12 protein-coding genes and 1 tRNA gene are annotated in these 14,245 nt (G+C 38.2%); 3 read left to right on the forward strand and 10 right to left on the reverse strand.

What is annotated here, in order from left to right; all coding sequences use genetic code 11:
- Positions 1–115: 115 nt before the first annotated feature.
- The 7 genes from H5161_RS15890 to H5161_RS15920 all read right to left on the reverse strand — a co-directional run bounded on the left by H5161_RS15890 (position 116) and on the right by H5161_RS15920 (position 5,478).
- The gene (locus H5161_RS15890; RefSeq protein WP_002962890.1) at positions 116–736 is read right to left on the reverse strand and encodes an FKBP-type peptidyl-prolyl cis-trans isomerase; all 621 of its coding nucleotides are present in this window, start codon (positions 734–736) and stop codon (positions 116–118) included.
- A gap of 69 nt (positions 737–805) precedes the next feature.
- On the reverse strand, positions 806–1,192 hold the full coding sequence (locus H5161_RS15895; protein ID WP_182769656.1) for a hypothetical protein: 387 nt from the start codon (positions 1,190–1,192) through the stop codon (positions 806–808).
- Between the two features lie 53 nt (positions 1,193–1,245).
- Positions 1,246–1,336: transfer RNA gene (locus H5161_RS15900), tRNA-Ser, on the reverse strand.
- Positions 1,337–1,480: 144 nt separating this feature from the next.
- Positions 1,481–1,858 (reverse strand): hypothetical protein, encoded by a 378-nt coding sequence (locus H5161_RS15905; protein ID WP_182769657.1) that lies wholly within the window; start codon positions 1,856–1,858, stop codon positions 1,481–1,483.
- 203 nt (positions 1,859–2,061) lie between these two features.
- Complete coding sequence (locus H5161_RS15910; protein WP_138489000.1) at positions 2,062–2,610, reverse strand: NAD(P)H nitroreductase; 549 nt, start codon at positions 2,608–2,610, stop codon at positions 2,062–2,064.
- Between the two features lie 129 nt (positions 2,611–2,739).
- Complete coding sequence (locus H5161_RS15915; RefSeq protein WP_182693918.1) at positions 2,740–3,423, reverse strand: DoxX family protein; 684 nt, start codon at positions 3,421–3,423, stop codon at positions 2,740–2,742.
- A 93-nt stretch (positions 3,424–3,516) separates the two neighbouring features.
- Positions 3,517–5,478 (reverse strand): FAD-dependent oxidoreductase, encoded by a 1,962-nt coding sequence (locus tag H5161_RS15920; protein WP_182769658.1) that lies wholly within the window; start codon positions 5,476–5,478, stop codon positions 3,517–3,519.
- Positions 5,479–5,697: 219 nt separating this feature from the next.
- On the opposite strand from H5161_RS15920, the gene sppA reads away from it, so the two are divergent.
- Together sppA and ansA are read left to right on the forward strand one after the other, a co-directional pair.
- On the forward strand, positions 5,698–7,563 hold the full coding sequence (gene sppA, locus H5161_RS15925; RefSeq protein WP_182694995.1) for a signal peptide peptidase SppA: 1,866 nt from the start codon (positions 5,698–5,700) through the stop codon (positions 7,561–7,563).
- Between the two features lie 82 nt (positions 7,564–7,645).
- The gene (gene ansA / locus H5161_RS15930) at positions 7,646–8,656 is read left to right on the forward strand and encodes an asparaginase (protein WP_002962901.1); all 1,011 of its coding nucleotides are present in this window, start codon (positions 7,646–7,648) and stop codon (positions 8,654–8,656) included.
- Positions 8,657–8,724: 68 nt separating this feature from the next.
- Here ansA and gndA read toward each other — a convergent pair whose 3' ends face one another.
- Complete coding sequence (gndA, locus tag H5161_RS15935) at positions 8,725–10,098, reverse strand: NADP-dependent phosphogluconate dehydrogenase (RefSeq protein ID WP_024596644.1); 1,374 nt, start codon at positions 10,096–10,098, stop codon at positions 8,725–8,727.
- A 377-nt stretch (positions 10,099–10,475) separates the two neighbouring features.
- On the opposite strand from gndA, the gene pyk reads away from it, so the two are divergent.
- Positions 10,476–11,912 (forward strand): pyruvate kinase, encoded by a 1,437-nt coding sequence (pyk, locus tag H5161_RS15940; RefSeq protein ID WP_182769659.1) that lies wholly within the window; start codon positions 10,476–10,478, stop codon positions 11,910–11,912.
- 276 nt (positions 11,913–12,188) lie between these two features.
- Here the strand turns inward: pyk and H5161_RS15945 are convergent, their stop codons facing one another.
- Together H5161_RS15945 and H5161_RS15950 are read right to left on the reverse strand one after the other, a co-directional pair.
- Positions 12,189–13,013, reverse strand: coding sequence for a LytTR family DNA-binding domain-containing protein (locus tag H5161_RS15945; protein WP_024596642.1), 825 nt, complete (start codon positions 13,011–13,013; stop codon positions 12,189–12,191).
- A complete protein-coding gene (locus H5161_RS15950) occupies positions 13,006–14,082 on the reverse strand; it encodes a sensor histidine kinase (protein ID WP_024596641.1) in 1,077 nt (358 codons plus the stop codon). The genes H5161_RS15945 and H5161_RS15950 overlap by 8 nt, the downstream gene beginning before the upstream one ends.
- Positions 14,083–14,245: the final 163 nt, after the last annotated feature.

Genomic DNA, 14,245 nt, shown 5'->3' on the forward strand with positions numbered 1-14,245 from the left:
AAATAGATCACTTAATTAATCGAATTGGTATAAAACACTTAGATTACAGACACAAAAAAGCCGTATTCAGATTGAATACGGCTTTTTAAACTCTTAATTTTAAAATTTATTTAAATTAAGAAATGATTTCGTGTAGTTCAACGTCAAATACAAGCGTTGAGAAAGGTGCGATTGCAGCACCTGCGCCACGTTCACCATAAGCAAGCTCATGAGGAACGTAGATACGCCATTTAGTACCTACAGGCATCATTTGTAATGCTTCAGTCCAGCCTTTGATCACGCCACCAACTGGAAATTCAGCTGGTTGACCGCGCTCGTATGAGCTATCAAACACAGTACCGTTAATTAGTGTACCGTGGTAATCAACACGTACTGTAGACTCGGCTGTTGGCTTTTCGCCTTCGCCAGTCGCTAGTACTTCGTATTGAAGACCAGACTCAGTTACTGTGATTTCAGGACGTTTTGCGTTTTCTTCTAAGAATGCAATACCTTCGGCAGAAAGTACTTTAGATTCTTCTTCACGACGAGCTTGGATCTCTTCGTTAATCTTTTCGAATGCAGCTTGAATCTCAGGGATCTCAACTTGAAATGCGCTACCAGCGTACGCATCTTTCATGCCTTCAAATACTGAATTTAGGTTTAAGCCTTCAAAAGGATTAGACTTAAGTTGCTCACCCATTTGTAAGCCAATACCGTAACTTGCTTTTTCAGCATCTGTAGTAAAATTATCTGACATAATGTGTTTTTCACGTTTTGTTAGTTAAAAGACACGTATATGCTATCACAAAATAAACCCCGTTTGGGGCTAGTTTTTGCTGAGTTTTAGCTTAATTAGGCCAACAATATAACTACAAAGCGGTAAAGTGAATAAAATTCCAACAAGTAAAGGAATAGCTAATAATCCAGATTCACCAGACAATAAAAATGGCACTGCAACTAAGCCTACTAAACCAATAAAAGCAGAGCCAATTACTGGCCAATGTCTATCATATTTAGTAATAAGATGGGCAGCCAAAATATTAAAACCAAGACCATAAGCAAAAGCGGTAATTAATGGATATTCTGGTTGTGCGTCGACCGCCATTTTTGCCAACAAGCTAATAGCACTTTGATAGCAGTAACCAAATACCACCCATAATAAAAGATGTTTTATTAATAGCTGTGAGGTTGATAGGTTTGTTGCTTTAGTCATTAATTAAACTCCACAAAGCAAAAAACCGCCTATAAGGCGGTTTTTTTAAATAATGGTGGAGAGATAGGGATTTGAACCCTAGATGGGCTATAAACCCATGCCGGTTTTCAAGACCGGTGCATTCGACCACTCTGCCATCTCTCCGTACGGCGCGAATAATATGGTTAAACGTGTTACTTGTAAAGAGCTAAATATAAATTAATCGTAAATAATAATTAAGCGATTAAAAACAAGTCACATTGCTCTTTTGTTAAGCTAATTACTTCAACACGCTTATTAATTCAATACTCAGTAATATTGTTTAGGCCTGCGAGCAATCCAAGAACAAATTAAACAAGCCAATAAACTCAATGCCGCGAATGTTACAGTTTGAAAAATTAAGTCAAATCGATTTAAATCATCACTTGGCACTATTACAAACATAAAAGCGGGGAGTACACTTAGCGCTAAAACATAACAACACACTTTAAATGCCCGTCCAAAGTCAAAACGTTTAGACTGTTGCATCCACAAAGTTAACAGTATTAGCATACCTATTGCAGAGCCTGCTATAAAATGCGCTGCATTTGTACTCATTGCAACATACAAGGTTACAAAAGCACCAACAATTCCCCAAATTGACCACGCAAGCCAGTTTTCTTTTTCCTGTAAAAATAAATTTCCCATTGTTTTCGTCTTCTTTATCGTTATTTTTATTAAGACTTTCCATAATGTATCAAAAAACAACCGATTAAAAAACAAACTGAAGAAGAATTATTAACTTTTGTGCTTCCAAGCGCTTCTCACAGCCAAACCACTAACTCTTTTATACTACTCTTGGTAACCTTAATGAATTATGACTATGCAAATTGCATAAAGTTCATACTATTTCACAAATTACTAAAATAATGTTCTGGTTTATGGCGAGGTGACTTTTTACACTCGACTTGAGGAGTACCTATGTATAAGTACCCTACAATTTCATCTTGCTCATGTAAGTTAAGCGCTTTTTTGACTGCTCTACTTTGTGCAAAGTAACCTGTGCGCCAAACACCACCTAAACCTTGAGCAAATGCAGCTTGTTGCATTGCTAATACACTGCAGCCTGCACTTTGTACCTGCTCGATACGAGGAACTTTTGGGTGTTCTTGATATTTAGCAATTGCTATTACAATCATAGGCGCACGAAGGGGAAGCTCTTTAGCACGGTTAATTACTTTTTCTGTCTGTTGCTCTGCCACTGCACTTTGATGGTAAATTTCACCCAGTTTATTGCGTGCATCACCTTGAGCAATGATGAACTGCCACGGTGCTATACAGCCATGATCAGGAACACGTAATGCTGCTTGCTTAATTATGTCGAGCTGCTCAGGCGTAGGGCCCGGCTCTGTTAGTTTAGAGTCTGATTGGCGAGTAAGTAAAAGCTCGATAGCGTTCATAACGATTCCTCAAAATTCAAAACGATAGAGTAACATTTAAAACCTTAAATAATAAATACCGAGAAATTAAAATGCAAAACGGCCGCAAAGGGTCAACTATGCAGCCGTTAATAAAATACATTTAATGCGCTATTTTTTTATAACGTTTCGCTTTAACCAGTAATCAAAACTAACAAAACGCCCACCGCCCATAAAAAATAAACTTAAGAGCATAGCAAAATAAATTGCCGAAAATTCTATGCCATTATTTAAAATAGATGGTTTACCTTTTTCGTATAGGTAATCAGGAAAGCCGTGCTCTTCAACTAAGTCTCGAATTTTTCCTATCCTGTCTTGTACTTCTAATGAGTTTTCGAGGCTTTCTTTTGCACCTGGGATAGATAACCAATCAAGTACTTGCGCAGCACTTGTTTCTGGATTAGTCGGCGCTATTGCAAACCACCCGTTATGCCAATGTACTGAAGTAGCCGCTACAACCATTGTGAACATAAGCGGGATACTGACTAAGCGAGTTAAAAGGCCAAATAATAACAACCAACCACCTAAAAATTCACTCCATCCAGCTAAGAAGGCTAGTAAATCAGGAAACGGTAAGCCTAAACCCCATTCACTATTACCAAACCATTGAACGACATCAGGCGATGCTAAAAAGTTATTTAGAAAGCCTTCTGTTTCAGTACTTATAGCAAGTTTGTTATAACCTGCGATGATCATAACGGGAGCTAAAATTAAGCGAAATAGTAAAGCAGGTAAACCATCTAAAAACGATAGTTTACCCAATATTGTGTTATAAAAACTGATTAGTTTATTCATGCGTATCCTGTGTGTTCAATGTTTATTAAGTTATAGACTATAAACAAAAAAGACCGTATAGATTGATAAACTATTTCAATTTATTTACAAAGGTTAAATACTTCTCGCCACTTGTAGAGCTTCAAAAATAGCGCGTTTAGCATCAATTGCAGCAGCCAATTTAGCTCCGCCTATCACATGCACTTTTGCGTTATCTGTGTAACCTTCTAGCACTTCGCTATTAGAAACCTGACCAATACACGCAATAACAGTATCTACCGGCAGTACTTGAACTTCTCCAGCAACATTAATTGTTAACCCATTCTTATCAAAACTTTGATATTGGCAGTCAGCAATTTGTTTAACACCATGCTGTTTAGCAACTTGGCGATGTATCCAACCAGTGGTTTTACCAAGCTCACTACCAAAACGACCCGAACTGCGTTTTAACATATACAATTGGCGCTCGTCTTTATGAGGTTGTGCATCACACTCAATCCCCCATTGCGTTTTAAACTCGCTAATAGATTGTGATTTATGTTCACTTAAAAAAGCAACCATATCAAAACCAATACCGCCAGCACCTAAAATAGCGATTGATTTGCCCAGTTCTACTTCGCCGCGTATGACTTCGTCATAAGCAAACACACGCTTATCATCACTACATTTAATAGAGGCTTCACGCGGCCTAACGCCTGTTGCAAAAACAATATCATCATAATCTTTAAGCATTGAATCGTCGTAAGCTTTACTAAGCTCCACAGTTACTTTTAATCGCTCGAGCTCATTAGTGAAGTAAGTAAGTGTATGGTTAAAGTCTTCTTTACCCGGTACTTGCATGGCTAAATTAAATTGACCGCCCATTTGCGATTTTTGATCAATTAACGTGACGTTATGCCCTTTTTGAGCCAAGTAACAACTTGCCGATAAACCAGCAGGACCTGCACCGACAACTAATACATTTTTAGCTTTAGCTGCTTGCTCTAGCGGGTAATCTAGCTCAAATGCAGCTTGTGGATTAACTAAACACGTAGCACGTTTATTTTTAAATACGTGATCTAGACAACCCTGGTTACATCCAATACAAATATTAATTTGTTTAGATTGATTGTTTACATACTTATTAAAAAACTCAGGATCAGCCAATAACGGACGTGCCATCGAAATTAAATCAGCCTCGCCTGCATTTAAAATATCGTTAGCAATTTCTGGAGTATTAATTCGGTTAACAGCAATCACAGGGACATTAACTACGTCTTTTAAACGCTTTGATGCTTCTTTAAATGCACCCGGTGGCACCATACTCGCAATAGTCGGTACACGCGCTTCGTGCCAACCAATACCAGTGTTAAATATATCAACACCCGCTTTTTCAAGTTCGGTAGCCTGAATAACAACTTCCTCTGGTGTTGAACCGTTTGGAATCAAATCAATGACCGACAATCTAAAAATAATTAAGAATTTTTCAGATACTTTTGCTCTTACAGCTTTAACTATTTCAAGTGCAAGTCGCATTCTATTTTCTAAGCTGCCACCAAACTCATCATCGCGTTTATTGGTATGAGGCGCCATAAACTCATTAATCAAATACCCTTCAGAACCCATGACTTCTACGCCATCGTAGCCGGCTTTTTCAGCCATATAGGCAGAATGCGCAAAGTCTTTAATTGTTTTTTTAATCGAGCCAAGCGACATCGCTTTAGGTTTATAAGGATTAATAGGTGCTTTTATTGCACTTGGTGCTTGATTGAAAGGATGGTATGCATAACGTCCAGCATGTAATAATTGCAAACAAATTTTTCCACCGTGTTTATGCACAGCATCTGTGTAAGCGCGATGCTTAAACACATCGTAATAACTATTAAATGAGGAAGAAATAGGTGTTAGCTTGCCACGTAAATTAGGGCTGTATCCGCCTGTAATTAACATCGCGGTGCCACCTTTTGCACGTGCTTCATAAAATGCACGTAAGCGTTTGCGGTTATGCCAGCCCTCTTCAAGGCCTGTATGCATTGAGCCCATAACCAAGCGGTTACGTAATTGTGTGTGTTTTAGTTGTAATTGTTGTTCTAACATCTTGTGCCCCGTTAACTGGTCTAACCTGTATACATTAGCTAATTCTGCTTTAATGGCAAGTAATAAGCAATATGTGCATGCATTTAATTAAAAATAGCAGTAAAAACTTACGTTTATATAGGTTCATAAACACTTCGTTACGATTTAGCAGTTAAATTTATTTTTATTCTAGGCTAAGATGGAACTAATGTATTAACTGTACCAAATTAAGGAGCTATTTTGATAGCAAAGGTATTTAAAGGTATTTGGGCTGGAATTAATTTTTCTCGTCGCTTAATACTAAACATTTTGTTTTTATTACTGGTAATTGTTTTCTTTGTGTCACTCTCAAGTGACGATGATCAAATAATAGTTGAAAATGGCTCTGTACTCAGGCTTAACTTAAATGGCCCTATTGTTGAAGAGAAAACATATATAGACCCAGTTGAAGCCGCAATTAGTGATGCAACTTCTGGTTCTGAAGCACCAAGCGAAATATTACTCGACGATATTGTTGAAGTAATAAACGAAGCGACTAAAGACGATCGTATCTCGGTGATATTGCTTGATTTACAAGAGATGCCTAAAGCACATTTAAATAAACTTAAGCAAATTACAAAGGCTATTGATGCCTTCAAGCAAGCTGGCAAAAAAGTAATTGCATCGGGTTATTACTATACTCAAGCACAATACTATATTGCATCGCATGCTGACGAAATAGCTATGCACCCATACGGCAGCGTAGGTATTGAAGGTTATGGCATGTACCCGCTTTACTTTAAAGATGCACTTGAAAAGCTTGAAGTAACACAGCATATTTTCCGTGTTGGTACATTTAAGTCAGCAGTAGAACCTTTTATTCGTAACGACATGTCCGATGCAGCTAAAGAAGCTAACCGCGTTTGGTTAGGCGCTCTTTGGAGCGAATACAAACAAGATGTTGCCGCTGTTCGCCCGTTTGATGAGTCAAATTTTGACGAAACAATGGACGTATATCTAGAAAAAATGAAAGCTGCCGATGGCGATGCAGGTAAATATGCACTTGATCACCAGTGGGTTGACTCTTTAAAAACAAATCAGCAAGTTCGTAAACAATTAATTGATTTAGTAGGCACACAAGAAGATGGTAAGACATTTAAGCAAGTTTCATTTCGTGAATACTTAAGCTTAATTAAACCGCCTATTGAAATTGATAACCCTATTACCGAAAAAGTAGCGGTAGTTGTTGCTAAAGGTACGATTGTTGATGGTGAGCGTAAAGCAGGCGAAATTGGGGGTGACTCTACAGCTGCCCTACTTCGTAAAGCACGCCTAGATGATAAAGTTAAAGCGGTTGTACTACGTATAGACTCTGGTGGCGGTAGTATGTTTGCCTCTGAAGTTATTCGTGCTGAAGTATTAGCCCTTAAGGCTGCTGGTAAACCTGTTATTGCTTCAATGAGTTCTGTGGCTGCATCAGGTGGTTATTGGATTGCCTCTGCTGCAAACGAAATTTGGGCAGCACCAAGTACAATTACAGGCTCAATTGGTGTATTTGGTACGTTTATGACATTTGAGAAAACCTTATCGAAAATTGGTGTTTATTCAGATGGCGTTGCAACAACCGAAATGGCTGGCTTTTCTATCACTCGTCCACTAAATGAAAAGATGGGTCAAGTAATTCAAATGAACGTTGAGGAAGCATACGGTCGCTTTTTAAATGTTGTTGCTGATGCGCGTAATATGACGCCTGAGCAGGTTGACAAAATTGCCCAAGGCCGCGTATGGATTGCATCTCAAGCACTTGAACTAGGTTTGGTTGATAAGCTAGGCGACAAACAAGGTGCGATTGAAGCCGCAGCTGCACTTGCCAAGCTTAATCATTATGAAGTTAAAACTATTAAACAAGATTTAAGCTCGCAAGAAAAAATGATTCAAAACATTTTTGGTAATGCGTCTATTAAATCTATGCTTGGTTTGCAAACACAAAAAACATCTGTGTTAGCAACACAAGCTAATTTACGAAGTGTTATTAACCAATTAAGTACTGAAGTTGAAAACCTTAAAGATTACAACGATCCACAAGGTGTATACGCACGCTGTTTAGTGTGTAACGTTGCACAATAAAAGTGCATAGCTTCACCTAATCAGCTGTATTTAAAGCTGCTTAACGTTATACTAGGCCCAGTTTTTTTACTGGGCTTTTTTTATGAAACGTAAACGCATTTATATCGCTTATACTGGCGGTACTATAGGTATGAAAAAATCGAGTCGAGGCTATATTCCAGCTGAAGGTTTTTTAACAGAAACCGTAGTGAATAACGCAGAATTTAATCGTGATGAAATGCCTTTGTTTGATATTCACGAATACTGCCCTCTTATAGATTCTTCAGACATGTCTCCAGAGCATTGGCAACTCATTGCTAATGATATCAAAGATAAATACCAAGATTATGATGGTTTTGTGGTACTCCATGGCACTGATACTATGGCGTATACAGCCTCAGCGCTGTCATTTATGTTCGAAAATTTGACTAAACCTGTGATTGTAACCGGCTCACAAATTCCGCTCTCACAATTACGTTCTGATGGCCAAGTAAACTTACTTAATGCCATGTATTTAGCTGCAAATTATCCTATTGCTGAAGTAAGTCTCTTTTTTAATAACCAACTGTTTAGAGGTAATAGAGCAACTAAAGCACACGCGGATGGGTTTAATGCTTTTGCCTCGCCGAATCTAGACCCTCTCGCGTTATCGGGTATTAATATTCAACTTATTAAGGGTCAGCTTAGCCCATATGTTGAAAATGAGCTGCAAGTTACACCTATTACACCTCAACCTATCGGGGTGCTTTATTTGTATCCTGGCATTAGCCAAGAGGTAGTTAAAAGCTTGGTCAATGGCAATATTAAATCACTGGTGCTACTGAGTTTTGGTGTAGGAAATGCACCACAAGATCCGAGCTTTTTGTCAATACTCGAAGAAGCAAGTAAACGTGGCGTCGTAATTGTTAACTTAACTCAGTGTTTAAAAGGTCATGTAAACATGGGTGGCTATGCAACAGGTAATGCGCTATTAAATATTGGTGTAATAAGTGGGTACGATATGACTCTTGAAGCATGTTTAACTAAGTTACATTATTTATTTAGCCAAAAGCTTGAAGTCGAAACGATTCGTCATTTAATGCAAGATAACTTACGTGGTGAGTTGAGCCGTTAATTTTTAGCCTGTAAAAATACAAAAGGCACGCTAAATAGCGTGCCTTTATCGTTTTAAACAACTGTTTTTTATCTAACTTTAGCGTCTATATCTACTAAATCAGTTAAATGACACATTTCACCACTGTGGGTTTTTATGCCGTGCTCACCAAAGTAATCACGCTGGGCTTGAACTAAATGCCCATTACTCGGTGTAGTTAATGTTGCTAAATACGTTTGTGTAGCTCCCAATACAGGGAATGCTAAACCAGTCATTATTGCTTGACCGGTAATTTTTCGCAAAGAGTTAGACTCTTTTTCAAGAGTGTCAATAAATTCAACACCTTGTGCAACGCTATCAAGGTAGTCAGCACGAATTATACAACCAGCGCGCCACGTTTGAAGCGTTTTAGATAAATCTACTTTCCACTGATGAGTACGTGATGCACCTTTAATTAGCGCTAGACCTTGACGATACGCAAGTAAGCTTGCAAGTAAGAACGCGTCTTTTAGCTCTTCTAAATCAATTTCAACATTGTTCGTTGATTTAGATGCATATGTCATCTCTTGTGCAGCCGTTGTGTTGCATGCATTAGTTAAATGACGAGCTTGAACAGCAGCAACAAGTGAAGGGACAGCAATACCAAGTTCGAGTGCATTTTGCGCAGTCCAAAGACCAGTGCCTTTAGCGCCAACTTTATTATCAATTAAGTCCGCAAGCGGTACATTATTATGATTTTCAAGTGACAATATATGGCTAGAAATAGACAGTAAGTAACTATTTAATTGACCTTCTGACCAGTCATTAAATATCTCAGCTACTTCTTTTGGAGAACGATTAGTACCTAAACGAAGTAATTGGTACACTTCTGCAATAAGTTGCATCAGTGCGTATTCAATACCGTTGTGAACCATTTTTACAAAATGACCACTTGCTGATTGGCCAACACGTGCAAAACATGAATCGCCATTATAGCTAGCAGCTACTTTTTCAAACCATGGCTCAATACGTTCCCAACCACCTTCAGAACCACTTGCCATCATTGCAGGACCATGGCGAGCGCCTTCTGCACCGCCAGAAATTCCCATAGTGGCAAATTCAAATTTATTTTGGTATTTGAGTTTACGCGTTATACCGTCTTTATAATTACTATTGCCGCAATCGACTATCATATCGTTACAATTAACGCCGGCCTCTACAAGTTCATTACAAACTGTATCAACTAACTCACCAGCTGGAACAAGTAATAAAATAGAACGAGGTGCCTCTAAACGCCTTACCATGTCACTTAAATCAGAGACAATGTGAAGCCTATCAGCCATGCCTTGTGATTTGGCACAACTTAGTAACTCTTCACCCGCATGTGGGTTTTTATCATAAGCGACTAGCGTTATCCCTTTTTCAATCAAGTTTAGGGCAAGATTTTTTCCCATAACGCCTAACCCTACTAATGCAACTTGCATCTAGTGTCCTCCTCGGTAACAACTATTTGGTTAGAAAATTCAGTGTATAAATTAAATAATACCGCGTGCATTATACTCATACAGTCATAAAATACTAACTATGAGCCCATACAACATGCTTTTTTATTACAGATAAATAAGCTACGTAATTATATCAAACATCAATGCTCTCGGGGTGACTAAAAGCAACGCTAATTGAAATTAAGATCATTGACGCATTCTGACACCGGTGTCATAATGATGACACAATAGTTTTGTATAAAATAGTGGCAAACCTTTGAAGTTTGCACATAATTAAAATATTTTAATCTAATATAGATATTTTAATTCAACAAAATAACGTCAACATGCTTTCACCAAGCAAACAGGAGAAATTGATGCTAAGACGCACGAAAATAGTCGCTACCCTTGGACCTGCTACCGATAGAGATAACAACTTAGAAAAAATTATTATCGCTGGGGCTAATGTAGTACGTTTAAACTTCTCACATGGTGTTGCCCAAGATCATAAAGACCGTGCGCAAGCTGTACGCGATATTGCAAAAAAATTAGGCAAGCATATTGCTATTCTTGCTGACCTTCAAGGCCCTAAAATCCGCGTTTCTACTTTTAAAGAAGGTAAAGTAACGCTTTCTGTGGGTGCAAAGTTCACTCTTGATGCAAAAATGGAAAAAGGCGAAGGCGATGTTAACTCTGTAGGTATTGATTATAAAGAATTACCTAACGACGTTAGCCCTAACGACTTACTACTCCTAAATGACGGCCTTATTCAACTAACTGTTGATGAAGTAGCTGGGCACTTAGTACATTGTACTGTAACTGTTGGCGGTGTTTTATCTAACAATAAAGGTATTAACCGTTTAGGTGGTGGCTTAACTGCTCCAGCATTTACTGAAAAAGATAAAGAAGATTTAATAACTGCCGCTGAAATTGACGTAGATTACATTGCCGTATCATTCCCACGTAGTGGCGACGATATGCGCTACGTACGCTCACTTGCTGAAGCTGCTGGTTCAAAAGCACAACTACTTGCAAAAATTGAACGTGCTGAAGCCGTTGAAACACAAGAAGCTGTTGATGACATCATTCTAGCGTCTGACGCTGTAATGGTTGCCCGTGGTGATTTAGGTGTTGAAATTGGTGATGCAGCTCTTATGGGCAAGCAAAAACTAATTATTCGTCGTGCTCGTTCATTAAACCGTACTGTAGTTACAGCAACGCAAATGATGGAATCGATGATCGATAACCCTATGCCTACACGTGCAGAAGTTATGGATGTTGCAAATGCTGTTCTTGATGGAACAGATGCTGTAATGCTTTCAGCTGAAACAGCTGCTGGTGATTACCCTGAAGAAACTGTTGCAACTATGGCACGTGTTTGTTTAGGTGCTGAATCTCAAAAAGAAACGCATGTTTCTAAGCATCGTTTAGATAGTCGTTTTTCTAACAATGCAGAATCTATCGCACTTTCTGCTATGTATGCAGCTAATCACTTAGATTCTGTTAAAGCTATCATCACGCTTACTGAATCTGGTAGTACGGCTAAATTAATGTCACGTATCAGCTCTGGCTTACCAATCTACTCGCTTTCACGCCATGCGAGTACATTAGGTCAAACAGCACTTTATCGTGGTGTTTACCCAGTATTTTTTGATTCTACAAGAACTGAAAAAGACGGTATGGTAAAAGCGGCACTTGATACTTTAGTTTCTCAAGGTTCTTTACAGTCTGGCGATACAGTAATTATTACTCACGGTGACTCAATGGAAACTGTGGGCGCAACTAACACAATGAAAATTGTAACTGTCGCATAATTAATACCAATTCGCTTAATTAAGTGATCTATTTTGAGGATAGAAAAACGTGTTGATAGCTATTCAAAAAATCGCTATTTAGTTGTTCTCGGCAATTGCTCCTGCATTGCTCTACCTTCTGCATCCATGCAGTCGTAAATGAGAATTTTTTAACACAGGTAGCGACACGTTAGCCCCGCAAAATAACTAAGTATTGTTGCGGATTGGTATAATTACTAAATATAAAAAATGCGAGCTTAGCTCGCATTTTTTGTACCTGTAATAAAAGCGTTGGCTTTAACTTGCTAATGCCGCTTTAACCTTATCTCGATAGCTACGGCTCACTTTTAATTCTTGTCCGTTTTCAAGTACTAATAAATACTCGCCACTTACTTGTGTAACCAGCTTACTAATTTGTTTTGTGTTTACTATCGCACTGCGGTGTACACGCACAAATAACTGAGGGTCTAGCTCTTGCTCAAGCTCTTTCATTGTTTTACGAAGTATATGCGTTTGTCCATCTTCACAATGTAAACACATATAGTCACCTGCAGCATCAACCCATTGGATAGTCGCTACAGGTACCCGTATAATTTCACCCTGCTCTTTTACTGCAAGCGATTCTGGGTAACGTCTATCTGTTAAGGTATCGCCAGTGGCTAATTTTTTTAATATTTCTTCGCAATTATTACCAGTAATACCGGCTACAAAACTCGCTAGTTTTTTCTTATGGGCGTTGTCTTGCTGCGTTTTTAAATAAGTATGCACTTTTTCTACCGCCTGTTTTAATCTGTTATCATCAACGGGTTTTAAAATGTAATCGAGAGCATGAATTTCAAATGCTTTTACAGCAAACTGATCAAAAGCAGTTACAAATACAATAGCAGGTAGTACTTTTGTACTTTCGCTAAGCGCTCTTGCCACCTCAAAGCCATTCATACCTGGCATCTGAATATCTAAAAAAACCAAATCGATTTTCTCGCTTTGGCACATTTCAATTGCATCAGCGCCTGAACTACACAATTTAATTACTTCAATATCAGAATATTCTTCAAGTCTTACCGCTAAACCTTTTCGCGCTAACGGTTCATCATCAACAATGAGTGTTTTTATTTTAGTCATTTTTCACAGCCTTCTCAAAAGGTACTCGCAGATTAACTTTTAATCCACTTGGCGTATTATGTGATAATACAAACGAATAATTATTTTCATACAACGTTTTTAATCTATCTTTGGTGTTAGCAACACCTACACCTTGAGCGTTAACTAATTGGCCATCAAGTATTTCAGTGCCTGGGCCGTTGTCACCCACTTCTAGTAATAATTCATTCGCAAATACTTGTGCTTTAATATCAATTACACCACCTTCTGTCAGATGGGCAATGGCATATTTAATCGCGTTTTCTATAATTGGTTGCAAAATTAAGCTCGGTACTAAAGCCTCTTTTGCTTGCTCGCTAATATCTACATTTACTTTCAATCGCTCATCAAAACGGACGCGCTCTATTTCTAAATAAAGCATGAGAGCATGTAGCTCTTGCTCAAGCGGTACTTTTTTAATTGGATCGGTATTAAGTGTGTAACGTAAAAAGTCACTTAACCTTGCTACCATTAAGTTAGCATCTTTGTTTTCTTTAACCAAAATTAAAGTAGAAATAGCGTTAAGTGTATTGAATAGAAAATGGGGGTTGAGCTGATACCTGAGCATTTTTAGTTGAGCTTCGTGTGCCATCGTTGTGGCCTTTAACGCTTTTTGTCGCTCACTTTGTAATAACTGATAATATTTAACGCCAAAGTACAAACCACTCCAACATAAAATAATATAAACCGAATCTAAACCTTGCTGCAGGTAATAAAACCACTCCTCTGGTCTATAACCATGGCGGTATATTTCCCATAGATTGAATTTTTGAACGACAGCCCATAGAGTGCCCGTTATATAAGAGGCACCAAATACTACAATCATTAACACCCAGGGCGAGGCATTCCAAATTTTACGGTAAATATACCTAAGCGGCACTGTCATCAAACAACCAGCGTAAGCATTCAATAAAATAACAAATACATATATATCACGCATTTCAAATACTTTAGAGCCGATATAATTTACTAACGCGTAACCAATCCAGCCCGCGATTTGCAAAAGCCAAAAAAAACGTTGCCTGTTATCGACTAAAGATTGCCAGTTCAAAATAGATGTTTACTCCGTATGGTTAAAGCTAATTCCATAAAATAGGCGTTTGTTATTTTTATTATTTTTACCTATGTAGGGCTAATTTTCACAAAATTAGGTAGTCTTATTATATAGATTTATGAGTTTGCATAGCACTACAGCTTGCCTTGCTTTTTAAGAG

Source organism: Pseudoalteromonas sp. SG43-5 (assembly GCF_014164345.1).
Classification (GTDB): domain Bacteria; phylum Pseudomonadota; class Gammaproteobacteria; order Enterobacterales; family Alteromonadaceae; genus Pseudoalteromonas; species Pseudoalteromonas distincta.

What these genes read in the sequence shown, in the direction of transcription:
- H5161_RS15890 (WP_002962890.1), bottom strand. Translation starts at nt 736, where the DNA reads ATGTCAGATAATTTTACTACAGATGCTGAAAAAGCAAGTTACGGTATT.
- H5161_RS15895 (WP_182769656.1), bottom strand. Translation starts at nt 1,192, where the DNA reads ATGACTAAAGCAACAAACCTATCAACCTCACAGCTATTAATAAAACAT.
- H5161_RS15905 (WP_182769657.1), bottom strand. Translation starts at nt 1,858, where the DNA reads ATGGGAAATTTATTTTTACAGGAAAAAGAAAACTGGCTTGCGTGGTCA.
- H5161_RS15910 (WP_138489000.1), bottom strand. Translation starts at nt 2,610, where the DNA reads ATGAACGCTATCGAGCTTTTACTTACTCGCCAATCAGACTCTAAACTA.
- H5161_RS15915 (WP_182693918.1), bottom strand. Translation starts at nt 3,423, where the DNA reads ATGAATAAACTAATCAGTTTTTATAACACAATATTGGGTAAACTATCG.
- H5161_RS15920 (WP_182769658.1), bottom strand. Translation starts at nt 5,478, where the DNA reads ATGTTAGAACAACAATTACAACTAAAACACACACAATTACGTAACCGC.
- ansA (WP_002962901.1), top strand. Translation starts at nt 7,646, where the DNA reads ATGAAACGTAAACGCATTTATATCGCTTATACTGGCGGTACTATAGGT.
- gndA (WP_024596644.1), bottom strand. Translation starts at nt 10,098, where the DNA reads ATGCAAGTTGCATTAGTAGGGTTAGGCGTTATGGGAAAAAATCTTGCC.
- pyk (WP_182769659.1), top strand. Translation starts at nt 10,476, where the DNA reads ATGCTAAGACGCACGAAAATAGTCGCTACCCTTGGACCTGCTACCGAT.
- H5161_RS15945 (WP_024596642.1), bottom strand. Translation starts at nt 13,013, where the DNA reads ATGACTAAAATAAAAACACTCATTGTTGATGATGAACCGTTAGCGCGA.